This window comes from Limnohabitans sp. (assembly GCF_031539105.1).
Taxonomy (GTDB): domain Bacteria; phylum Pseudomonadota; class Gammaproteobacteria; order Burkholderiales; family Burkholderiaceae_C; genus Limnohabitans.
In genome coordinates, this window is sequence record NZ_JAVKLM010000042.1 from 152,333 (window position 1) to 173,519 (window position 21,187).

Here is a 21,187-nt window from a genome sequence, read left to right on the forward strand (position 1 = left end):
GGAAATGCAATGAGTGCAGACTACCAAGTACACGGCGATGTGGCTGTGATTACCTTGAACAACCCACCCGTCAACGGCATGGGTTTAGAAACACGACGCGCCGTCGTCGTCGCCATTGCGCATGCGCAAGCCGATGCTGCGGTCAAAGCCGTGGTGATTACCGGCCATGGCAAAGCGTTTTCGGGTGGTGCGGATGTGCGCGAGTTTGGTTCACCCAAAGCATTCCAAGAGCCCAACTTGCTCAGCGTGATTTCTTGCGTGGAAAACTGCAGCAAACCTGTGGTGGCCGCCATGCACACGGTGGTCATGGGCGGTGGCCTTGAGCTGGCCCTCGGTTGCCACTACCGCATTTGTGCGCCGGGCACCAGCATCAGCATGCCGGAGGTGAAGCTGGGCCTGATCCCCGGCGCAGGCGGCACACAACGTTTACCGCGCGCGTTGGGCGTAGAGCCCGCGTTGAACATGATTGTGAGCGGCGAAGCGATTAAGAGCGACATGCTCAGCATGCTGCCCGGCCAAAAACTGTTTGACCAAATGGCCATGTCGCCCAAAAGCCTCATGGACGAGGCCTTGGCCTACGCCCGCGAAGTGGCCGATGTGCGTCCATTGCCCAAATTGCGCGACCTGCCTTGCAAGCACGCACAAGGCGACGCGTACTTTCAGTTCGCCCGCAACATGGTCAAAGGCATGGCCAAAAACTACCCCGCACCCCCCAAGGCTGTGGACGCGGTGGAAATGGCCACCAAGAAAAAGTTTGACGACGGCATGATGTTCGAGCGCGAACAGTTCATCAACCTCATGTGGACGCCTGAGAGCCGCGCCTTACGCCACTTGTTTGGCGCACAACGCGCCGCCAGCAAAATTGCCGATGTACCAAGCGACACGCCGGTGCGCGACATCAAAATGGTGGCCGTCATCGGCGCGGGCACGATGGGAGGCGGCATTGCCATGAACTTCTTGAATGCAGGCATTGCGGTCAAGATGATTGAAACCAAACAAGAGGCTTTAGACCGAGGTTTGGCCACGATTCAAAAGAACTACGAAGACCGTGTCAAAAAAGGCAAACTCAAGCAAGACAAGATGGCCGAGCGCATGGCGTTGCTCAGCACCACACTCAGCTACGACGACATCAAGGATGCAGACCTCGTGATTGAAGCCGTGTTTGAAGACATGGGTGTCAAAGAAGCCGTGTTCAAACAACTTGATGCCGTGATGAAGCCGGGCGCGATTTTGGCGTCCAACACCTCTACGCTCGACCTGAACAAAATTGCCAACTTCACCAAGCGTCCCCAAGACGTGGTGGGCTTGCACTTCTTCAGCCCTGCCAACGTGATGAAACTGCTCGAAGTGGTGCGTGGCAAAGACACCGCCAAAGACGTGCTGGCCACGGCGATGGACGTGGCCAAGAAAATTAAGAAGATTGCCGTGCTGTCGGGCGTGTGCGATGGCTTCATTGGCAACCGCATGATTGACCAATACGGTCGTCAAGCCGGCTTCTTGCTCGACGAAGGTTGCACGCCTGCACAGGTGGACCAAGCCCTTGAGAAATTTGGCTGGGCCATGGGCCCATTCCGCATGGGCGACTTGGCTGGCAACGACATTGGCTGGGCCATTCGCAAACGCCAGTACGCAGAAAACCCCACGCGTCGCTACAGCAAAACAGCCGACCTGTTGTGCGAACAAGGGCGCTTTGGTCAAAAGACAGGCGCGGGCTGGTACGACTACAAGCCGGGCAAACGCGACGCCATTCCGAACAAAGACGTGGAGGCCATGATTGCCAAACACCGCGAAGCGATGGGCATCAAGCCCCGCAAGATCAGCGACGAAGAAATCGTGCAGCGCCTGAACTTTGCCTTGGTCAATGAGGCCGCGCATATTTTAGAAGAAGGCATTGCCAGCAAGGCCAGCGACATTGACATGGTCTACATCAGCGGCTATGGCTTCCCCATCTTCCGTGGTGGCCCCATGAACTACGCCGACGAGTTGGGCCTCTTCAACGTGGTGCAAGCCATGCAGCGCTTTGCCACCAACCCACACGATGACGCTGAGTTTTGGAAGCCAGCACCTTTGCTCGCCAAACTCGCCGCCGAAGGCAAGACCTTCAACTGAATTGAATTTAAGGAAAACCTATGACCCACGCTGTCATCGTCTCTACCGCCCGCACACCGCTTGCCAAAAGCTGGAAGGGCACTTTCAACATGACCCACGGCGCAACCTTGGGTGGTCACGTCGTCAAACACGCCATTGCACGCGCCGGCATTGAAGCCGCCGAGGTGGACGACGTCATCATGGGCTGCGCCTTGCCCGAAGGGGCAACCGGCACCAACATTGCTCGTCAAATCGCACTCATGGCTGACTGCCCGGTGTCGGTGTCGGGCATGACCATCAACCGTTTTTGTTCCTCAGGCTTGCAAACCATTGCCACAGCTGCCCAACGCATCATCGCGGGCGAGGGCGATGTGTATGTGGCCGGTGGTGTGGAAAGCATCTCGTGTGTGCAACAAGAGATGAACCAGCACATGCTGATGGACTTGGCGCTCAACAAAAAGAAGCCCGAGATCTACTGGAACATGCTGCAAACCGCTGAACATGTGGCCAAGAAATACAACATTGGTCGCGAAGCCATGGACGAATACGGCGCACGCAGCCAGCAACGCGCTTTTGCTGCGCAGTCCGCTGGCTTGTTTGATGCCGAGATCGCCGCCATCACCGTCAAAGCGGGTATTGCCGACAAAGTGATGGGCCTGATGACCAAGCAAGTCACGGTCAGCAAAGACGAAGGCATTCGCGAAGGCTCCACCGTCGAAGCCTTGGCTAACCTCAAATCTGCCATGCCCAGCGGCTTGATTTCCGCCGGTAACGCCAGCCAATTTTCAGACGGCGCAGGCGCTTGCGTGGTGATGAGCGAAGAGCTCGCCAGCAAACGTGGCCTGAACCCCTTGGGCCGCTTCCTCGGCTTTGCCGTAGCAGGCTGCGAGCCTGACGAAATGGGCATTGGCCCCGTGTACGCCATTCCCAAAGTGCTCAAGCGTTTGGGCCTGAGCGTGGGCGACATTGACCTGTGGGAACTCAACGAAGCCTTTGCAGTGCAAGTGCTGTACTGTCGCGACAAACTGGGCATTCCCGATGACCGCCTGAACGTTAATGGTGGCGCCATTGCGGTGGGCCATCCTTACGGCGTGAGTGGCCAACGTTTGGTGGGCCATGCGCTGATTGAAGGCAAACGTCGTGGCGCCAAACGCGTGTGCGTGACCATGTGTATTGGCGGCGGCATGGGCGCAGCGGGTATTTTTGAAGTGCTCTAACGCATCAAAGGAGAACACCATGCAGGAAAGCTTTGGCGCCTACATTCCATTTGTCGATCACTTGGGCTTTGAGCTGGTGTTCTTTGATGAGGGACGGTCTGAGCTGCGCTACACCCCCGAAGCTGAGCACATGAACTCGTTCAATGTGACGCATGGCGGCGCAGTGATGACGCTGTTAGACGTGACCTTGGCCACCGCAGCACGCAGCGTAGACAAAGGTATGGGCGTGGTCACCATTGAGATGAAAACGTCTTTCATGCAACCCGCGCGCGGTCCCTTGACCGCCGAGGGGCGATTGATGCACCGCACGCGCAACATGGCTTTCACGGAGGGCAAAGTGCTCGATGCGCAAGGCCGAGTGTGCGCACATGCAACCGGTACGTTCAAATATGTGTCACGTGAAGTTGGTGACACAAACATGAACGAGGTTGCGACGGATTAACGCCGCATCGGTATTTTTGAGACTCAGGTCGCAATCTTTAGGTTGCGCACGATATTGCCAAAGAATTCATAGTCTTTGGCGATCACGGCGTTGAGCGACTCGGCTGATGTACCTGTGCCGACGGCGGCAAACTCCGTGAGGCGTTTCACGGTGTCGCGGTCCTGAGCAATCTTTGTCATCTGTTTGTTGAGTTCGGCAACGAAACTGTCTGGCGTTCCCTTGCGAGCAAAAAAGCCGTGCCAAGTGCTACCAATGATGCCGTCTTCGTCTAGTCCTGCTTTGTATTCGTTGACAGTGCCAACGTTTGGCAGCGAGTCGATACGGCTGCCGCCAGTGATCGCCAGAGCCTTGACGCCCCCCGATTGCACACGCGGAACGGCCGTTCCGGATCCTTCTAGGAAGATGCTCACAGTGCCTGACATCACATCGATGGCTGGGTTTCCGGTGTAAGGGATGTGATTGATCTTGATACCCAGTTGCTGGGCCCAATATTCGACTGCCAAATGGGGGTGAGAACCAACACCAAGCGATGCGTAATCAAGTTTGCCAGGATTTGCACGCGCATATTCAACCAGTTCCTTCATGTTTGAGAAGGGCGCTTTGGGCGTGGCAATCAACACGTGAGGCAGCGTACAGATTTGCGAAATGGCCGTGAAATCTTTAACTGGATCTAACTTGCTTTTGGGATACACGTGCGGCGTGATGCCCATGATGGAACGCACCGAATAAAACAGGCTGTAGCCGTCAGCAGGACGCTGCATCACGGTATCCCAACCAAGGGCACCACCGGCACCAGGCCTGTTTTCGACCACAAATGGATGGCCCATCTCCTTGGTGAGCTTGTCGGTAAAGATGCGCGCCACCACGTCGACGTTGGCGCCAGGTGGAAAAGGGACAACCACGCGCACAGCCTTGTTTGGATAAGGGTCTGCTGCAAAAACACTGGGTGCGGCCATCACGCCTGTCATACCAGCACCCATACCTAAGACGAATGACCTGCGGTCCATTTGCTTTTTAAATTCCATTTCATGTCTCCTACTTGTGTTGTTGTGGGTGCAGAGTAGGTCACTGAAAGCGCTGGGTCCAATACCTTTTATGGCGCCTTCCCATAACATTCCGAGATTGCAAAGAGGTGTTGATCGCACGCTCAGGCAAAATTACCGGCTTTAGCGAATTCGACTGACTGAAAACATGCAAAAAATTACCCGCCAACTGGCGGACGAAATCAAGATCTCCGAAGCCCAAGTGCGCTCTGCTGTCGAGCTGCTCGATGGCGGCGCCACCGTGCCATTTATTGCCCGTTACCGCAAAGAGGTCACCGGGGGTTTGGATGACATTCAGCTGCGCGAACTCGAAGCCCGCCTGAGCTATCTGCGTGAGCTAGAAGACCGCCGTGCTGCCGTCATCAAGAGCATTCAAGAACAAGGAAAGCTCACGCCCGAACTGCTGGCCGCCATCGAAGCTGCGCCCACCAAGCAAGAGCTGGAAGACATTTACTTGCCCTTCAAGCCCAAGCGCCGCACCAAGGGCATGATTGCCAAAGAAGCAGGCTTGGAGCCACTGGCCGACAAGCTGTTTGCCGACCCCACGCTTAATCCCGCTGTGGAAGCTGAAGCCTTCATCCTCCCCGCAGACAAGATTGAAGGAGCCGACTTCTCATCAGTCGCAGCTGTGCTAGATGGCGTGCGCGATCTGTTGAGCGAGCGCTGGGCTGAAGACGCATCGCTGGTTCAATCCTTGCGCGAATGGCTGTGGGCCGAAGGCTTGTTCCGCAGCAAATTGGCCGCTGGCAAAGACGAAAATAACCCCGACGTGGCGAAGTTTCGCGACTACTTTGATTACGACGAGCCCATTGGCCGCGTGCCCTCGCACCGTGCCTTGGCCGTGTTCCGTGGCCGTGCGCTGGAAATGCTGGATGCCAAACTGGTGCTGCCCGAGCCGGAGGCGAGCATCAATGCCAAGCCTGAGCCGGGCAAACCGAGCTTGGCCGAGGGCAAGATTGCGTTGCACCTCGGCTGGAGCCATTCCAGCAGGGCAGGGGACGATCTGATTCGCAAATGCGTGGCGTGGACCTGGCGCGTGAAGCTCAGCCTCTCCACTGAGCGCGACTTGTTCACCCGACTGCGCGAAGAAGCCGAGAAGGTCGCCATCAAAGTGTTTGCCGACAACCTGCGCGACTTGCTGCTGGCAGCACCCGCTGGCCCACGCGTGGTGATGGGCCTAGACCCAGGCATTCGCACTGGCGTGAAAGTGGCGGTGGTTGATGCCACGGGCAAGTTGGTGGAAACATCCACCGTCTACCCCCACGAGCCTCGCAAAGATTGGGATGGCTCGCTTTACACCTTGGCCAAACTGGCCGAGAAACACGGCGTGAACTTGATTGCCATTGGCAACGGCACAGCCAGCCGCGAGACCGACAAACTGGCTGGCGAACTGATCAAACTCATGGCCAAACACGATGCATCCAAGGTCATCGACAAAGTGGTGGTCAGTGAAGCCGGCGCCTCGGTGTACAGCGCCAGTGAATATGCCAGCAAAGAAATGCCCGATGTGGACGTGAGCCTGCGCGGCGCAGCCAGCATTGCGCGCCGCTTGCAAGACCCCTTGGCTGAGTTGGTGAAGATCGACCCCAAATCCATCGGCGTGGGCCAGTACCAACACGATGTGAACCAAAGCGAACTCGCCCGCACACTCGAAGCCGTGGTCGAAGACTGCGTGAACAAAGTGGGTGTGGACCTGAATACCGCCAGCGTGCCGTTGCTCACCCGCGTGTCGGGCCTGAGCACCACCACCGCCAAAGCCGTGGTGCGTTGGCGCGAAGCCAATGGCGCGTTTGCCAACCGTCAGCAGTTGCTCAAGGTCACAGGCTTAGGCGCGAAAACGTTTGAGCAAAGCGCGGGCTTCTTGCGCATCCGAGGCGGCGACAACCCGCTGGACATGACCGCGGTTCACCCCGAAACTTACCCCGTGGTGGAGCGCATCATGGCGCAAACGGGCAAGCCCGTGGCTGAGCTGATGGGCCGCGCCGACATGCTCAAAACTTTGAAGCCCGAGCTGTTTGCCAACGACACCGTGGGCGTGATCACCATCAAAGACATCTTGAGCGAACTCGAAAAGCCAGGCCGTGACCCGCGCCCCGACTTCAAAGTGGCCAAGCTGCAAGACGGCGTGGAAGACATCAAAGACCTGAAGGTCGACATGGTGCTCGAAGGTACGGTCAGCAACGTGGCTGCCTTTGGCGCGTTTGTCGACTTGGGCGTGCACCAAGACGGCCTGATTCACGTCAGCCAACTGAGCAACAAGTTCATCACCGACGCACGCGAAGTGGTGAAGACCGGCGACATCATCAAAGTCAAAGTGCTGGAAGTAGACGTGGCCCGCAAACGCATCAGCTTGACCATGAAGATGGATGGCGCACCTGCCAAGCGCGATGGACCGCGCGACAACCGCTTTGAGCATGCGGGTCGTGACAACCGCCAGCGCGGTGGCGCAGGTGGCGGTAGCTACACCGCACCACCGCAAGCGGCGGCGGGCTCAGCCATGGCAAGTGCCTTTGCAAAGCTGCAAGGTTTGAAGAAGTAAAACAAAGGCCCGCTTTGAAAGCCCTGCACATCTACGCCGGCCCCAAAGCCATGGCCCACATCGAGGCCAATGGCTTGAGACCTGAGCACATCGGCGTGATTCCTGCGGCGGCGGGTGGGCCTAAGGGCTTGATCCTTGGCTCGTTGGACCGCTTTTTGTTTGGTGAGTGGTTGCCGCAAAGCACACAGCCCATCGACCTCGTTGGCGCCTCCATCGGCGCATGGCGCATGGCCACGGCGTGTTTGGACAATCCCGTGCAAGGCTTTGATCGACTGTCACACGACTACATCCACCAAGAGTACAAAGTACCCGAAGGTCAAAAGCGCCCCAGTGCAAGCCAAGTGAGTGACGAATTCAGCCAAACGCTGCAAGCGTTTTATGGCGGCCATGTCAGCGAAGTGCTGAATAACCCGCGCTATCGCTTGCATGTGGTGACCTCGCGTGGCAAACACATCTTGCACCGCGAGCACCCGCTGCTCACGCCCTTGGGCTACGCAGGTGCGTATCTGTGCAATGCCTTGCAACGCAAAGCCATGGACGTGTGGCTAGAGCGTGTGGTGTTTTCAAGTCGTGGCGACCTGCCGTTTGATGCGGCTGACTTTGCCACCCAACACATGGCGCTGAACGAGCGCAACTTCATGGCCGCGCTGCAAGCCAGTTGCTCCATCCCGTTTGTGCTGCAAGCCGTGCACGACATTCCCGATGCACCCACGGGCGCGTATTGGGACGGCGGCATCACCGACTACCACCTGCACCTCAATTACAACGGCTTGGCCAAAAGCCCTCTGGTGCTTTACCCGCACTTTCAAAAAGCTGTGGTGCCTGGCTGGCTAGACAAAGCCCTGAAGTGGCGCCACAAGTCCACGCCGTTTTTAGACAACACCATCGTCTTGGCCCCCAACCCCGAGTGGGTCAAAACCTTGCCCAATGGCAAGCTGCCGGACCGCAGCGACTTTGTGACGTATGCCGCTGATTTCCCAGCGCGGGTGAAGGTTTGGCAAACGGCGGTCAGTGCGAGTGAGCAAATGGCACATGACTTTTCTGAATGGTTGATGGCGCCTAGCCTTCATTCGGTGCAACAGCTTTAGCGCCATCTGGCTGCGTCGCATGCGCAGCCGCAACGATAATCAGACCATGGATTCCGCCCGTACCTACCTCACCGCTGCCCTCTATAAATTTGTCGCGCTGCCCGATTTCGCCGAGCTGCAAGCGCCTCTGCAAGCCTGTTGCGAAGCCAACGACGTCAAAGGCACGCTGCTTTTGGCGCACGAAGGCATCAACGGCACGATTGCGGGCCCAGAAGCAGGTATTCACGCTGTGCTGGCGTTTTTGCACGCAGACCCGCGTCTGGCCGACTTACAACACAAAGCATCGTGGAGCCCCAAGCCGCCGTTCACCCGCATGAAGGTGCGGCTGAAAAAAGAGATCGTCACCTTGCGTGTGCCAGGGCTGGACCCCACTAAGACGGTGGGCCAGTATGTCAAACCCCAAGACTGGAACGCGCTGCTGGCCGACCCCGACGTGGTGGTGATCGACACCCGCAACGATTACGAAGTGGCGATTGGCACTTTCAAGGGGGCGATTGACCCCAAGCTTAAAAACTTCGTTCAGTTACCCGCTTGGCTAGACGGCCAAGAAGCCCTGCAAGGTGACGCTGCCAAAAAGACCAAAGTAGCCATGTTTTGCACAGGCGGCATCCGCTGTGAAAAATCCACCGCGCTGATGAAAATGCGTGGCTTTGACGAGGTGTATCACCTCGAAGGCGGCATCCTCAAATACCTGGAAGAAATTCCGGCTGAGCAAAGCATGTGGGAAGGCGATTGTTTTGTGTTCGATGAGCGCGTGAGCGTGGGGCACGGTCTGGGCTTGGGCCATCACGCCTTATGCCGTTCTTGCCGCTGGCCGTTGAGCGAGCAAGACAAACTGTCGCCGCATTACGTGCTGGGCGTGAGCTGCGAACACTGCCACGACCAACGCACGCCTGAGCAAAAGCAACAAATGGCAGAGCGCCAACGTCAGGTGGAGTTGGCAGAGGCGCGGGGCGAACTTCATGTGGGCGCCAAGATGCCTGAGCACAGCCACGACCACAACCACTCAAAAGCCGACTAAGCGCGAAGCATGTCGCTTTAAATGGCCGCGTTCAGCATCTCGCGGTAGTCCTGCTCAGTTGCCAAACGCGGGTTGGTTTTGTGGCAGTGGTCGGCCATGGCGCCTGCGATCACTTGGTCAAAGCAATCGGGCGTGACGCCCATCTCGGCCAAGCCTTTGGGCAAATTCAAACGGGCGTTCATGGCGGTGATGGCTTGCGCGATGGCTTCTGCGGCTTGCGCCGATGTAGCGGCTGAGACCAAGCCCATGGCGTAGGCCATGCGTTCCATGCGGCGTTCTTTTTGCACCGATGGGGCTTCGGCGTTAAAACGCACCACCGCAGGCAGAAACATTGCATTCAAAGTGCCGTGGTGCAACCGTGGGTTCACGCCGCCCAAGCTGTGGCTGAGCGAATGCACACAGCCTAAGCCTTTTTGAAATGCCATCGCGCCTTGCATCGACGCGCTCATCATGTTCAGGCGTGCATCGCGGTCTTGGCCGTTGGCAGTGGCGCGCTCGATGTGCGCCCAACCGCGTGTGAGGCCGTCAAGTGCGATGCCGTCAGCGGGTGGGTTAAACGGAGCCGCCATGAAGGTTTCCATGCAATGCGCAATGGCGTCCATGCCGGTGGCCGCGGTCAGGGCAGGGGGCAAGCCCAGCGTGAGTTCGGGGTCGAGCAACGCAGCTTTGGGCACCAAGTGCCAAGCATGGAAACCCAGCTTGCGACCATCGTCCACGATAAGAATGGCCCCACGCGCCACCTCGCTGCCTGTGCCCGCCGTGGTGGGCACAGCAATGATGGGCGACACAGCGGACGTGATTTTGAGCGAGCCGCCTTCAATGGTGGCGTAGGTCTTGAGCGGGCCTTTATGGGTGGCCGCAATGGCAACGCCCTTGGCGCAGTCGATGGAAGAGCCGCCACCCACCGCAATGAGGCCATCACACTGGTGCGCGTGATACACCGTCACCGCTGCGCGAACCGCAGCTTCGTTGGGGTTGGATGGGGTTTGGTCAAACACTGCCACCTCTAACCCGTGCAAAGCATCCAGCGCTTTTTGCAAAATGCCCACGGCTTTGACGCCTTGATCGGTCACGATGAGTGGGCGTTTGATGTTGGCTTTTTCGCACTCTGCCCCAAGGGTCGCGAGCACGCCAAAGTCAATCTGGATGTTGGTGAGGTAGAAAATTTGAGCCATGGCACACTATAAAACATGAGTCACCCACGTAACCCGCAAAGCTTGTTGACCCCCGCCATGCGCGATGTGCTGCATGCCATTGCCAAAGCCGGCCGCCCGCCGATGGCACTGCTGACCCCACTGCAAGCCAAACAAGCATTTGCACTGGGCGCAGGCGTGCTGGAAATCAATGCACCCAAGATGGCGCGCGACGATACCTTGCTCATTCCCACCCGAGACGGAGCCACTCTGCGAGCCAAGCTGTGGGCCGAACATGCCAAGCCCAACTTGCCAGTGCTGTTGTACTTTCATGGCGGTGGCTTTACCGTGGGTAGCCCCGAAACACACGAGGCGCTTTGCAAACACTTGGCCCATTTGACCAACTGTGCGGTCGTGGCGTTGGACTATCGGCTCGCACCCGAGCACACGTTCCCCACAGCCCACAATGATGCGTTTGACGCCCTGCAATGGCTGACAATCAACGCAGCCAGCCTTGGGCTAGACGCCACGCGAATCGCCATTGGCGGCGACAGCGCGGGTGGCACCCTCACAGCGGCCACCGCCATTACGGCGCGCGATGCAGGCATGGACCTCAAACTGCAACTCATGTTCTACCCCGGCTGCTCGCCTGAGTACTTGCCATCGGCTCACACCTTTGAAAAAGGGTTCTTGCTGGAAAAAGCCAGCATCGAATACTTCTACGCTCACTACGTGCCCAAGCTTGAAGATCGACAAGACCCCCGTTTTTCACCCATGCTCGCCGATGTATCGGGGGTTGCGCCCGCCTGGCTAGGCTTGGCCGAGTGTGACCCATTGGTGGATGAGGGCGTCGCCTATGCCGACCACCTGCGCTTGAACGGTGTACCTGTGGACTTGGAAATTTACAAAGGTGTGGTGCACAGCTTCATTCAAATGGGCCGTGTCATCCCTGAAGCGCTGACTGCACACATGGATGCTGCGCGTGCGTTGCGACACGCATTTGGTTCGTGAATTGAAGGCCATGACTTACATCGAAATTGGCGAGTGGCTCTTCATGCAATCCCCAGCTCAGGAAGTACGCACTGCCGTGTTTGTGCATGAGCAAGGGATTGCCCCCGAAGATGAATGGGACGCTGATGACGCGACGGCTTTGCACGCCGTGCTGTTTGATGTGAATGGCCAAGCACTTGGCAATGCCCGATTGTTGAACCCTTTGGCCAACGTGGCCAAAGTAGGGCGCATGGCTGTGTTGGCTCATGAGCGCGGTCACGGCTATGGCGCCCGATTGCTGCAAGCCTTGCTGCTAGAGGCCAGAAGACGTGGCAACAAGGAAGTGCGGCTCAGTGCGCAACGCACAGCCGAGGGCTTTTATGCGTCCCAAGGTTTCAGCGTGTACGGAGAACCGTTTGATGAGGTGGGCATACCGCATGTGGAGATGCGGTTGAACCTGAGTTAAATGTCGTCGCGCAACGCGTAAGGCAACGGCAGCAAGCTCAGCACAGGGCCATCTGCGGCACCCAAATGCAAGCTGCTGTTTTCTGTGGCACTCAGTTGCAATTCAACCACTGCCACATGCCCGGCACCATCGCTGGCGGCCTGCGCCACCAGGCCGCAAGGCTGTGTGGCATCTAAGCTCGAAAACACTTCTTGACCAGCCGTCATCACGACGGGGCTTTGCACAATGAAAGCACGGCGCTTCAAGGTGCCACGGAACTGGCTGCGAGCCACGATCTCTTGACCGGGGTAACAGCCTTTTTTGAAGTTCACGCCATCTACCGATTCGTAGTTGAGCATTTGCGGCACAAAGGCTTCGAAAGTGGCTAATTCAACCCACGCGATGCCGCTCATCACTTCTCCCACTTGCCACAGCTCGGCACCAAGTGCTGGGCCTGTGGGCAAGGCGACGTCTATTGGCGCAATCCACAAAGCGCGTGCGTGGCCCAAAGCGGGGTAGAGGGTTAGCACATCCGCGGCTTGCGCTGTGTGGCGTTGCCATGGCTCAACCGTCAATGCGGCCTCAGAGGACAAGCCGCTTAGTGCTTGAGCCACCGCATCGCCGGCCAAACCCCGCATTTGAAATTCATCGCTTGCATCGCTCAGCTTGGCTTTGGCGCGCATCACAAACATGGACAAACGTTTGACGGTTTGGGCAATCAGATCTTTGCGGCAAATCAGCAGCACTTCTTCGGCCGAACGCTTGTAAACCACAAAGCTCGCTTGCATGCGGCCCTTGGCATTGCAAAAGGCGGCTAGGCGGCATTGGCCGTCTTTCATCAACAGTACGTCGTTGGTGAGTTGGTTGTGCAAAAAGCTGGCAGCGTCTGCACCCGCAGCGCGAATGAGGCCGAGGTGAGGCAAGGGGGCAATGCCGTTCAGCGGTGCTGAGGGTGTGAAGGCGGAGAGGGTGGTCTGTGACATGGGTGAATTATCATGCTCGCTTGATTAACGTGATTGAACATAGGGTTGTGATGCGGCTCATCAAGCGAATCTTTTGGACGATGTTGGCTTTGGTCCTCTTGCTGGCTGCTGCATCTGGTTGGTGGGTGTTAAAGCCAATGTCCCTCCCCACGGCTACGGTGGATGTGTCTATTGCGCCGCAAACCCCCGTGCGAGAGATTGCTCAAGCTGTGACTGATGCAGGTGTGAATGTGCAGCCGATGGTGCTGTATGCGTTTTTCCGCGCCAGTGGCCAATCGCGCAAGCTGCGCGCCGGCAGCTATGAGCTGAGCCAAGGCAACACGCCGCTAGATTTGCTGCGCAAACTCAGCCGTGGTGAAGAAAGCCTCAAAGCCATCAGCCTGATTGATGGCTGGACGTTTCGACAATTTAAAGCAGCCTTGGCCAAAGCCGATGGACTCAAGCACGACACCAAAGATTTGAGCGATGACGAGCTCATGGCCAAGCTGGGTATGCCAGGCGTCGCGCCCGAAGGTCGATTTTTTCCAGACACCTATACCTACGGCAAAGGCACGTCTGAGCTGCACGTGATGCAACGTGCCGCCAATGCCATGACCAAACAACTGGCCGCCGCGTGGGGCCAGCGTCAGTCGGACATTCAGGTCAAGACCATTGGGGACGCGCTCATCTTAGCCAGCATCATCGAAAAAGAGACTGGCCGAGAGAGCGACCGCACCACCATCAGTCGCGTGTTTCACAACCGTTTAGCCATTGGCATGCCCCTGCAAACCGACCCCACCGTGATTTATGGCATGTTTGACACCTTCGACGGCAACTTGCGACGTGCAGACCTCCGCACCGACCACCCCTGGAACACTTACACCCGCAAAGGCTTGCCACCTACCCCCATCGCCATGCCCGGGCGTAACGCCCTCAAAGCTGCTGTGCAGCCAGCACCCAGCAACGCCCTGTACTTTGTGGCCAAAGGCGATGGCACCAGCCACTTCAGCGCTACGCTGGACGAGCACAACGCGGGGGTCAACCGCTACCAACGCCAACAGGCAAAATAACGGACTATGACAAAAACAGGTCTGTTCATCAGTTTTGAGGGCATCGACGGCGCAGGCAAGTCCACGCACATCGATGGCTTGGCCGCCGCGTTCAAAGCGCAGGGCCGCCAAGTCACGCTCAGCCGTGAGCCAGGCGGCACACCTCTGGCTGAGAAGCTGCGCGAGATGGTGCTGCACGACGCAATGGATTCACTCACCGAAGCCCTGCTGATCTTCGCCGCTCGTCGCGACCATTTGCAACACGTGATTGAGCCCGCCTTGGCGCGCGGCGATGTGGTGCTGTGCGACCGTTTCACCGATGCCACCTTTGCCTACCAAGGCAGCGGCCGTGGGTTTGATTTGGGTGTGTTGCATCAACTCGAACAATGGGTTCAAGCCATTCCAAACGGCATTCGCCAACCCGATGTGACCGTGTGGTTTGAGCTTGACCCAGCCATCGCCGCCGTGCGCCTTGCTGGTGCGCGTGTGCCCGACCGCTTTGAGGCGCAGCCTGTTGAGTTCTTCCAAAAAGTGTCTGATGGCTACGCTGCCCGTGCAACGGCCGATGCACAGCGCTTTGTGCGCCTAGACGCTGTCCAAACCCGTGAAGCTGTGTGGCAGCAACTTCACCAAAACTTTGTGCAGCGCGGCTGGCTCAGTTCAACTTGAGCGCTAGCGCAATATGACCGAAACCACCACACACGCGAAGCCCGTCTTGAGCCCTTGGCTGCAAGGCCAGCTCACCACGCTGCTAGAGCGTCGCGGCCACGCTTGGCTGTTGCAGGGTCCATCTGGCTTGGGGCAATACACACTCGGCCTAGAACTGGCACGCGCTTGGCTGTGCGAAGCACCCACAAAGCAGGGCGCTTGCTACCAATGCCGCAGCTGCCATGCCGTGGATGTGCGCACCCATGCCGACCTGCGCACACTGATGCCCGAAGCCCTGGCATTAGAGCTGAGCTGGCCCCTCGACGAGAAAACCCAAAAAGACCTCGACGACAAAAAGCGCAAGCCCAGTAAAGAAATTCGCGTCGAAGCCGCTCGCGATATGGTGGCTTTCAGCCAGCAAACCCGATCGGGCGGCTCCACCAAAGTGGTGTTTGTGTATCCAGCCGAACGCATGAACCACGTCACGGCCAACACCATCCTCAAAACCCTAGAAGAGCCGCCAGGCGAATGTCGCTTTGTGCTGGCCAGCGAAGCCGCACACCAGCTGCTGCCCACCATTCGCAGCCGCTGTCAAACCCACACCATGGTTTGGCCGACCGAGGCCGAATCTTTAAGTTGGCTTCAAAACCAAGGCGTGCCCGTCGCAGACGCGGCCGTGTTGCTGCGCGCCGCAGGCGGCCGCCCCGAAGATGCGCTAGAGCTTGCCAACGCAGGCCTCAAAGCCGCACATTGGGCAAGTTTGCCCAAAGCTGTGTTGCGTGGCGATGTGGGTGCGGTGTCTGACGCCACGCCAACGCAGGCCATCGCCATGCTGCAAAAGCTGTGTCACGATTTGCTGGCCGTGCGCACAGGTGCTGAGCCACGTTTCTTTTTAGCGGCTGATTTACCCACTGCAGGCACAGTTAGCTCGCTCACCCAATGGTCTAAAGATCTCATGGATGCAGCACGCACCTCAGAGCACCCATACAACGCAGGTTTGATGTTTGAAGCCTTGGTGACTCGTGCACAAACGGCTTTGCGCGCCAAAGACTAAAGAAAACTATGTTCACCGATTCCCATTGCCACCTGAATTTTCCAGAGCTGGTTGAAAACATCCACACCATCCGCGACGACATGGCCAAGGCCCAAGTCACACGTGCCTTGGTCATTAGCACCACGCTCGAGCGTTTTCCTGAAGTACACGGTCTCGCCACGCAGTTCGACAACTTTTGGGCCACTGTGGGCGTACACCCCGACAACGAAGGCGTGCAAGAGCCTACGTTGGATGACCTGCTGACCCGAGCCAAACTGCCCAAAGTGGTGGGCATTGGCGAAACTGGGCTTGACTACTACCGCTTGGGCGAGCGCACCGTGGCCGACATGGAATGGCAACGCAACCGCTTTCGCGTCCACATCCAAGCAGCGCAGCAAACCCAGCTGCCTTTGGTCATCCACACCCGCAGCTCGTCAGCAGACACCGTGGCAATTTTGAAAGAGCAGGGCGAAGATGGCTCAGCCGGCAGTGCAGGGGGCGTGTTTCACTGCTTCACCGAAACCGCGGACGTGGCCCGTGCGGGCTTGGACCTAGGCCTGTACATCTCGTTTTCAGGCATCTTGACCTTCAAGAACGCGCAAGACTTGCGCGATGTGGCGGCGTTTGTGCCGATGGACCGCATTTTGATTGAAACGGACAGCCCTTATTTGGCACCCATGCCTCACCGCGGCAAGACCAACAATCCGTCTTATGTGCCGTTTGTGGCCAAACAAATTGCCGAAATCAAAGGCATGACGGTGGAGGCTGTGGCCGAGACCACCAGTCGTAACTTCGACCAACTTTTCAGCGCAGTTTTAAAATGAGAAAGTACTTTAAGTATTTCTTTTATCTATATGTTTTTATTGGATATTCTTTATCCAATGCAGGTTCATATGATGACTTTATAACGGCACTTCACTTTGACAGACCTGAAGTCGTTGAAAAGCTTTTGGTACGTGGATTTGACCCAAACACGCCCAACGAAAAAGGTGTAGCTGGCTTGCTGCTTGCCATTCAATCCGAATCGCCTAAGTCTGCAATGGTTTTGGCCAAGCACCCACAGACACAAGTCAACACGCCAAACAGCCAAGGTGAGACGCCGCTCATGTTGGCGGCGATCAACAACCAGTTAGATTTGGCCAAAGTTCTCATTCAGCGCGGTGCAGACGTTAACAAACCGGGCTGGACGCCACTGCATTACGCAGCAACGCGGGGACACCGCGAGATGATGCGCTTGTTGTTGGACAACGAAGCCTACATTGACAGCGAGTCTGCCAATGGAACGACGCCCTTGATGATGGCGGCTTACTATGCGTCGCCGCTCGCTGTGAAGTTGTTGCTAGAAGAAGGTGCCGATCCCGTCTTGGTCAACAGCGCAAACGTCTCAGCCCTAGATATGGCCTTGACCAAAGACCATCAGCAGAGTGCCTTCTACATTCGTGCATTCACCGAAGCTTGGTTTATTCAAAACCCCATCAAAGAAGAGAGCGCAGTTAGGTAAGCAGCAAGATCCGCAGAGTAATGCGGTTTTCGTTGATTTCTTAACTTTACATAATATACATCGTATGAAGTAGACGCAGGGTAAGAAGCGGCAGCTCAGAACTCCACTCAGGTCAATAAAGGTCATGGTCTGGTCAAGGAGAAAAATGATGCCGAACAAAACAATCGTAATTTCTGTGGTGTCCACCAAAGGTGGCGTCGGTAAAACCACATTCGTCGCAAACCTCTCAGGTTTGCTTGCCGCCTTAAAGCTGCGCGTACTTGTTGTTGATGCTGATCCGCAAGCATCAATGACCATGTACTACCCACTTGCAGGCGAACCTCGCGCAACAGGTTTGGCCGAAGTGCTTTACCGTGGTGGCCATATTTTGGCCGAAGATGTTGCTGCAACGTCCATTCCAGGCTTGAGCATCCTTGCTGCAAACCTAAAAGCCCCAGATAACAAGTCGGTGCCCGTCGAAAACTGGTTGCAAACCAGACTCGACGGCATTTTCATGCTGAAAAACGCCATGAAGGGCGCTTATGTGCAGGACAACTTTGATGTTGTCGTGATCGACTCACAAGGTTCAACGGGGACACTCACAGGCTTGGCTGCGATGGCTGGCGACTTCATGGTTGCCAGCTTCAGGCCAGATTTCCTGACCCATACGGCCTTCTACAGCGATCTTATGCCGCTGCTGGAGTCCCTCAATGTCTTGCGTAAGCAATCGCCAGAACTGGGCACCGGCCCAGTTCGCGTGCTTCTGAATGACGTGCCGCGTACAAAAAATGCACGAATGATCGCCGAGGCACTGCGCGGCGAGTTTCGTCCACACGCAAACATTCACGCACACCCCGACATAAGCGTTTTAGACACATTTGTGCCGCGTGGTGCCGCATACGCAGAAGCAACTACCAATCAGTGCCCTGTCCATCAATTTGACCGGCCAAGTAATGGCAAGTCGAATTCAGGCTACGAAGTCATGCACCAAGTGGTCTATGAGCTGCTGCCACACCTTAAAGGTGTGTGGGCAGACGGAAACATTGAATCAAATGAGGTGGTTCAATGAGCACCCCTAAAAAGCTGACTGCTGATGAAATCATGGCCAAGGCACGTGCCCGTGGTCAATCGCAGCAGCCGGTGCCACAAACTCCTGCCATTTCAGATGGCACAAAAATCATTCGTCTGCGCGTAGCTGATGTTGATGCTTACGAGGGAAACCCCCGTACTGAGGAGCATGCTGACTTTGAAGGGCTTTTGGGCTCAATCAGAGCCGACGGAATTAGTCAGTTGCTGACGGTCACGCAACGCCCTTCTAACCCTCGTCACGTATTGCACTCCGGTGGAGGTACACGCCTCAAAGCTTTAAAGATTCTCAGCCTGGAAGAGCCTGAGAAATTTGAGTTTTACGACTTTGTCTATAAGCCGTACACCACAGAGAGCGACATTTTGGCTGCTCACCTTGCTGAAAACATTCAGCGAGCGAACATGACGTTTTGGGATACGGCCAAAGGCATCACAAAGATGCGTTTTGAGCGTGAGCATGAAACAGGTCAAACCCTAAGCTCTCGCGAGTTTGAACAGTATTTGAAGCAAAAAGGGCTTGCGACTAGCAACCAAACACTGCAACTTTACGAGTTCAGTGTTGAAAAGCTGTCTGGTCTTGGATCGCAAGTTCAAAAAGTAGCGCGTGAGCACGTTCTTCGGTTATTACGGCCTGTGTACGCCAACTTGCAAGCTTTGTGGCTCAAGCATGCAGGCAGAACTGAAGACGATTTTTCTGTTGCTTACAAACACTGGGTCACACTGTATCCCTCACTTCACACTGAGTACAAAGCAGATGATCTGAATGATCATTTGCAAGCGAATGCAGCGCAAGAATTAGGTTACACCGTTGATGAGCTGGAGGTAATGATCTCAGCTCTTGAAACAAATCCTAAAGCTGAATTGGCTGATTTGATGTCCCCACGTCAAACTGCTCAAACTGCGCATCCAGCATCTACGGCCACAGATCAAGGCCTTGCAAATCTAGCGGCAACGTTAGGCGGAGGTGTTCCGGCAAACAGTGCTGCGGCTTCTTCTGAACCAGATAGCGATGACAGTGAGGATGATTACACGCCCCCTCCTCCGCCTCTGCGCACTCAATCTCCAAACACGTTACGTGTCGCTCACGGCCTCAAGCCTGATGGCTTGGCTGGCAGTAGAGAAAACGACGCGGGAGACGATGTGCCACCGCAAGAGGAATTGCCAGGTGTCTCATTTCTTGACTCTGCATTTCAGCAGGTACGTGGGTATTTGTTAGAAATTGCCGATATAGCTGCCGTGACGAGCTACGTCACAGACGCACCAAGCATGCCCTATGGCTACTTCATGGAAATACCTTTGGCAGGTGTTCTTGGCGATGGTCGTGAGGAATTACCAGTCCAAGCGTGGTGGTTCTTGGCCAACCTCTCGGGTCAGTTGAACGTGAGCATGTTGGATACAACAGATGCTTACGGTCAGCCAGTCTTGCCAGAAACCGGTGAAGCTGGTTTTAGGCATGTCATGGGCAATGAAGATCTCTGGACCTTGGCTGTGGCTGAGAGTCTTGGTGGTGAGTCGTTACTCGAAGTTGATTTCGCATTTGGCATCTTGACAGATCCAACTCACCCACTTGGAGAGGCCGCGATCGCTTTGGTAGGGGCATGTCGCTCGTACAACCTGGCCAAAATTAACGGGGGGCGCCAATGAAGACCAATCCTCAAAGTAAAAGTTTTAGGTTGGCGAACTCACCTGCCGTGGTGAAGCTCGCCCTCATGGAATTGGTCCAAACAGACCAAGAAATTGATGATGATGTGCGTGCATCAATCAAACATGCACTCACCAGCGACCCAAGCGGTAGAACGTTGTCTCGGGTGAAAGTTTTCGTCGATTTGACTGAGTTTCAGCACATTCAACGAAACGCTGGTGAGCAGAAATGGGACTACGCCGCACTCCAATATTGCATTGCGCGACAAGCGCATTTCCCAATGCTGCAAGCGTTGTTCAAGACGGTCACGCGTCGCCACGTTCAAATCATTCGCAATGAATTGAAAGCACCCTTGCCAGCAACAAACATCACGGTCATCCCATCGACCGAGTTGATTCAAATTTTTGATGCCTGGAAGCATATCCAAGCAAGCTACCAGCACGAAACCGAACGCTGGGTAGCACTAGGCGAAGAATTTCCACAGTGGCCTCTCTCAAGCCTTTATACGGCCATTGTGATCGAAGGGACCCAACCCCTCGACGCTCAAAACCTTACATCAGGGGGCCTAAATGCATACGACTGATTTTGTTTTGAATAGCCAGAACGGTCATCAAGTCCGAGACTTGATTTTCATTGAGTCCATCAATAAACAAATTGAGGGTATTAGTCAGCAAATTCTGCAAAGCATACAGCTCTTCAGTTTCTGCTTGCGCTTGTTCGGGTTGCGCATTTTTCATGGGAAATCTCTCCTTAAGTTTTCATGGGGTCAAAAAAAATGGGTGAGTCTCCGCAAAAAGACCTCACCCGTTTTTGATGATACAGGAGAGATTTCCCACCCTTCACATAAATCACTTCATGGAGGTTGCGATGGGAACATCTGACTTTGATTTAGCGGCAGAGCTGCAAAAAAATGGTTCTCTCGCAATGATGGTGGCGCAGCCGCCAATCGCATTTCATCGAGTGTTTGTCGATCTAACCGGTTCTGCTACAGCTGCATTGTTGCTATCCGCTTGCCTTGAACAGCAAGAGGTGCTAGGTGCAATGAATGAGCATGGCTGGATGGAAGTCTCAGCGCAAGGTTGGGAAGACCGGACAGGCCTTTCTCGTAAAGAACAAGCTACTGCACGCAAAACGTTACGTGAGTTGGGCTTGTTCGAAGAACACCGCACGGGTTACCCAGCTCGATTTGAGATTCGCGTCAATTTTGAGCGAATTTCAAAACGTCTAATTGAGATTGCTCAACGACGTATGAGCCAATCAGCTCAAAAAGCTGTGCACTGA

21 protein-coding genes and 1 pseudogene are annotated in these 21,187 nt (G+C 56.0%); 18 read left to right on the forward strand and 4 right to left on the reverse strand.

All coding sequences use genetic code 11. From position 1 onward, the window contains the following. Positions 1–9: 9 nt before the first annotated feature. From RMR24_RS11950 to RMR24_RS11960, 3 genes are read left to right on the forward strand one after another with little or no spacing between them, the layout of a single operon-like run. Complete coding sequence (locus RMR24_RS11950) at positions 10–2,109, forward strand: 3-hydroxyacyl-CoA dehydrogenase NAD-binding domain-containing protein (protein ID WP_310615300.1); 2,100 nt, start codon at positions 10–12, stop codon at positions 2,107–2,109. Between the two features lie 20 nt (positions 2,110–2,129). Continuing rightward, positions 2,130–3,305, forward strand: coding sequence for an acetyl-CoA C-acyltransferase (locus tag RMR24_RS11955; RefSeq protein ID WP_310615301.1), 1,176 nt, complete (start codon positions 2,130–2,132; stop codon positions 3,303–3,305). 19 nt (positions 3,306–3,324) lie between these two features. Then, the gene (locus RMR24_RS11960) at positions 3,325–3,747 is read left to right on the forward strand and encodes a PaaI family thioesterase (RefSeq protein ID WP_310615302.1); all 423 of its coding nucleotides are present in this window, start codon (positions 3,325–3,327) and stop codon (positions 3,745–3,747) included. Positions 3,748–3,770: 23 nt separating this feature from the next. Here the strand turns inward: RMR24_RS11960 and RMR24_RS11965 are convergent, their stop codons facing one another. After that, a complete protein-coding gene (locus tag RMR24_RS11965) occupies positions 3,771–4,772 on the reverse strand; it encodes a tripartite tricarboxylate transporter substrate binding protein (protein WP_310615303.1) in 1,002 nt (333 codons plus the stop codon). Between the two features lie 166 nt (positions 4,773–4,938). On the opposite strand from RMR24_RS11965, the gene RMR24_RS11970 reads away from it, so the two are divergent. From RMR24_RS11970 to RMR24_RS11980, 3 genes are read left to right on the forward strand one after another with little or no spacing between them, the layout of a single operon-like run. Next, positions 4,939–7,329 carry a Tex family protein gene (locus RMR24_RS11970; RefSeq protein ID WP_310615304.1) on the forward strand — a complete coding sequence of 797 codons (2,391 nt, stop codon included), beginning with the start codon at positions 4,939–4,941 and terminating at the stop codon, positions 7,327–7,329. A 14-nt stretch (positions 7,330–7,343) separates the two neighbouring features. Further along, a complete protein-coding gene (locus RMR24_RS11975; RefSeq protein WP_310615305.1) occupies positions 7,344–8,417 on the forward strand; it encodes a phospholipase in 1,074 nt (357 codons plus the stop codon). A gap of 46 nt (positions 8,418–8,463) precedes the next feature. Further along, on the forward strand, positions 8,464–9,438 hold the full coding sequence (locus RMR24_RS11980; RefSeq protein WP_310615306.1) for a rhodanese-related sulfurtransferase: 975 nt from the start codon (positions 8,464–8,466) through the stop codon (positions 9,436–9,438). 17 nt (positions 9,439–9,455) lie between these two features. On the opposite strand, the gene RMR24_RS11985 is transcribed toward RMR24_RS11980, so the two are convergent. Beyond that, positions 9,456–10,613, reverse strand: a complete 1,158-nt coding sequence (locus RMR24_RS11985) for an iron-containing alcohol dehydrogenase (RefSeq protein ID WP_310615307.1) — start codon at positions 10,611–10,613, stop codon at positions 9,456–9,458. A 15-nt stretch (positions 10,614–10,628) separates the two neighbouring features. Between RMR24_RS11985 and RMR24_RS11990 the strand changes: the two genes are divergently transcribed. Both RMR24_RS11990 and RMR24_RS11995 read left to right on the forward strand, forming a co-directional pair. Further along, the gene (locus tag RMR24_RS11990; protein ID WP_310615308.1) at positions 10,629–11,582 is read left to right on the forward strand and encodes an alpha/beta hydrolase; all 954 of its coding nucleotides are present in this window, start codon (positions 10,629–10,631) and stop codon (positions 11,580–11,582) included. Positions 11,583–11,592: 10 nt separating this feature from the next. Beyond that, positions 11,593–12,027: a GNAT family N-acetyltransferase gene (locus RMR24_RS11995; RefSeq protein ID WP_310615309.1), complete on the forward strand. Its 435-nt coding sequence runs from the start codon at positions 11,593–11,595 to the stop codon at positions 12,025–12,027. Here the strand turns inward: RMR24_RS11995 and RMR24_RS12000 are convergent. Beyond that, entirely contained in the window at positions 12,024–12,989 is a 966-nt protein-coding gene (locus tag RMR24_RS12000; protein WP_310615310.1) for a folate-binding protein, read from the reverse strand. The genes RMR24_RS11995 and RMR24_RS12000 overlap by 4 nt on opposite strands. A gap of 50 nt (positions 12,990–13,039) precedes the next feature. Between RMR24_RS12000 and mltG the strand changes: the two genes are divergently transcribed. The 9 genes and pseudogenes from mltG (at position 13,040) to RMR24_RS12040 (ending at position 20,489) form a co-directional block, all read left to right on the forward strand. Next, positions 13,040–14,038, forward strand: coding sequence for an endolytic transglycosylase MltG (gene mltG, locus RMR24_RS12005; RefSeq protein WP_310615311.1), 999 nt, complete (start codon positions 13,040–13,042; stop codon positions 14,036–14,038). 6 nt (positions 14,039–14,044) lie between these two features. Then, complete coding sequence (tmk, locus tag RMR24_RS12010) at positions 14,045–14,686, forward strand: dTMP kinase (protein WP_310615312.1); 642 nt, start codon at positions 14,045–14,047, stop codon at positions 14,684–14,686. 13 nt (positions 14,687–14,699) lie between these two features. After that, a complete protein-coding gene (locus RMR24_RS12015; protein WP_310615313.1) occupies positions 14,700–15,719 on the forward strand; it encodes a DNA polymerase III subunit delta' in 1,020 nt (339 codons plus the stop codon). Positions 15,720–15,727: 8 nt separating this feature from the next. Further along, positions 15,728–16,522 (forward strand): TatD family hydrolase, encoded by a 795-nt coding sequence (locus tag RMR24_RS12020; protein ID WP_310615314.1) that lies wholly within the window; start codon positions 15,728–15,730, stop codon positions 16,520–16,522. Beyond that, positions 16,519–16,677 (forward strand): annotated as a pseudogene (locus RMR24_RS13550) (hypothetical protein); the annotation flags it as partial. The gene RMR24_RS12020 and the pseudogene RMR24_RS13550, both read left to right, overlap by 4 nt. A 21-nt stretch (positions 16,678–16,698) precedes the next feature. After that, complete coding sequence (locus RMR24_RS12025) at positions 16,699–17,199, forward strand: ankyrin repeat domain-containing protein (RefSeq protein WP_310615315.1); 501 nt, start codon at positions 16,699–16,701, stop codon at positions 17,197–17,199. A gap of 148 nt (positions 17,200–17,347) precedes the next feature. After that, positions 17,348–18,247 carry a ParA family protein gene (locus RMR24_RS12030; protein WP_310615316.1) on the forward strand — a complete coding sequence of 300 codons (900 nt, stop codon included), beginning with the start codon at positions 17,348–17,350 and terminating at the stop codon, positions 18,245–18,247. Further along, positions 18,244–19,908 carry a hypothetical protein gene (locus RMR24_RS12035; protein ID WP_310615317.1) on the forward strand — a complete coding sequence of 555 codons (1,665 nt, stop codon included), beginning with the start codon at positions 18,244–18,246 and terminating at the stop codon, positions 19,906–19,908. The genes RMR24_RS12030 and RMR24_RS12035 overlap by 4 nt, the downstream gene beginning before the upstream one ends. 65 nt (positions 19,909–19,973) lie before the next feature. After that, positions 19,974–20,489 carry a hypothetical protein gene (locus RMR24_RS12040; RefSeq protein ID WP_310615318.1) on the forward strand — a complete coding sequence of 172 codons (516 nt, stop codon included), beginning with the start codon at positions 19,974–19,976 and terminating at the stop codon, positions 20,487–20,489. Here RMR24_RS12040 and RMR24_RS12045 read toward each other — a convergent pair. Then, positions 20,458–20,643 carry a hypothetical protein gene (locus tag RMR24_RS12045; RefSeq protein ID WP_310615319.1) on the reverse strand — a complete coding sequence of 62 codons (186 nt, stop codon included), beginning with the start codon at positions 20,641–20,643 and terminating at the stop codon, positions 20,458–20,460. The two genes, RMR24_RS12040 and RMR24_RS12045, sit on opposite strands and share 32 nt — an antisense overlap. 130 nt (positions 20,644–20,773) lie before the next feature. Here RMR24_RS12045 and RMR24_RS12050 point away from each other — a divergent pair, with 130 nt between their 5' ends. After that, a complete protein-coding gene (locus RMR24_RS12050; RefSeq protein ID WP_310615320.1) occupies positions 20,774–21,187 on the forward strand; it encodes a hypothetical protein in 414 nt (137 codons plus the stop codon).

Excerpts from the sequence above, each read along its gene's own strand:
- RMR24_RS11950 (WP_310615300.1), top strand. The coding sequence starts at position 10 with ATGAGTGCAGACTACCAAGTACACGGCGATGTGGCTGTGATTACCTTG.
- RMR24_RS11955 (WP_310615301.1), top strand. The coding sequence starts at position 2,130 with ATGACCCACGCTGTCATCGTCTCTACCGCCCGCACACCGCTTGCCAAA.
- RMR24_RS11960 (WP_310615302.1), top strand. The coding sequence starts at position 3,325 with ATGCAGGAAAGCTTTGGCGCCTACATTCCATTTGTCGATCACTTGGGC.
- RMR24_RS11965 (WP_310615303.1), bottom strand. The coding sequence starts at position 4,772 with ATGGAATTTAAAAAGCAAATGGACCGCAGGTCATTCGTCTTAGGTATG.
- RMR24_RS11970 (WP_310615304.1), top strand. The coding sequence starts at position 4,939 with ATGCAAAAAATTACCCGCCAACTGGCGGACGAAATCAAGATCTCCGAA.
- RMR24_RS11980 (WP_310615306.1), top strand. The coding sequence starts at position 8,464 with ATGGATTCCGCCCGTACCTACCTCACCGCTGCCCTCTATAAATTTGTC.
- RMR24_RS11985 (WP_310615307.1), bottom strand. The coding sequence starts at position 10,613 with ATGGCTCAAATTTTCTACCTCACCAACATCCAGATTGACTTTGGCGTG.
- RMR24_RS11990 (WP_310615308.1), top strand. The coding sequence starts at position 10,629 with ATGAGTCACCCACGTAACCCGCAAAGCTTGTTGACCCCCGCCATGCGC.
- RMR24_RS11995 (WP_310615309.1), top strand. The coding sequence starts at position 11,593 with ATGACTTACATCGAAATTGGCGAGTGGCTCTTCATGCAATCCCCAGCT.
- RMR24_RS12000 (WP_310615310.1), bottom strand. The coding sequence starts at position 12,989 with ATGTCACAGACCACCCTCTCCGCCTTCACACCCTCAGCACCGCTGAAC.
- mltG (WP_310615311.1), top strand. The coding sequence starts at position 13,040 with ATGCGGCTCATCAAGCGAATCTTTTGGACGATGTTGGCTTTGGTCCTC.
- tmk (WP_310615312.1), top strand. The coding sequence starts at position 14,045 with ATGACAAAAACAGGTCTGTTCATCAGTTTTGAGGGCATCGACGGCGCA.
- RMR24_RS12015 (WP_310615313.1), top strand. The coding sequence starts at position 14,700 with ATGACCGAAACCACCACACACGCGAAGCCCGTCTTGAGCCCTTGGCTG.
- RMR24_RS12020 (WP_310615314.1), top strand. The coding sequence starts at position 15,728 with ATGTTCACCGATTCCCATTGCCACCTGAATTTTCCAGAGCTGGTTGAA.
- RMR24_RS12030 (WP_310615316.1), top strand. The coding sequence starts at position 17,348 with ATGCCGAACAAAACAATCGTAATTTCTGTGGTGTCCACCAAAGGTGGC.
- RMR24_RS12035 (WP_310615317.1), top strand. The coding sequence starts at position 18,244 with ATGAGCACCCCTAAAAAGCTGACTGCTGATGAAATCATGGCCAAGGCA.
- RMR24_RS12040 (WP_310615318.1), top strand. The coding sequence starts at position 19,974 with ATGGAATTGGTCCAAACAGACCAAGAAATTGATGATGATGTGCGTGCA.
- RMR24_RS12045 (WP_310615319.1), bottom strand. The coding sequence starts at position 20,643 with ATGAAAAATGCGCAACCCGAACAAGCGCAAGCAGAAACTGAAGAGCTG.
- RMR24_RS12050 (WP_310615320.1), top strand. The coding sequence starts at position 20,774 with ATGGGAACATCTGACTTTGATTTAGCGGCAGAGCTGCAAAAAAATGGT.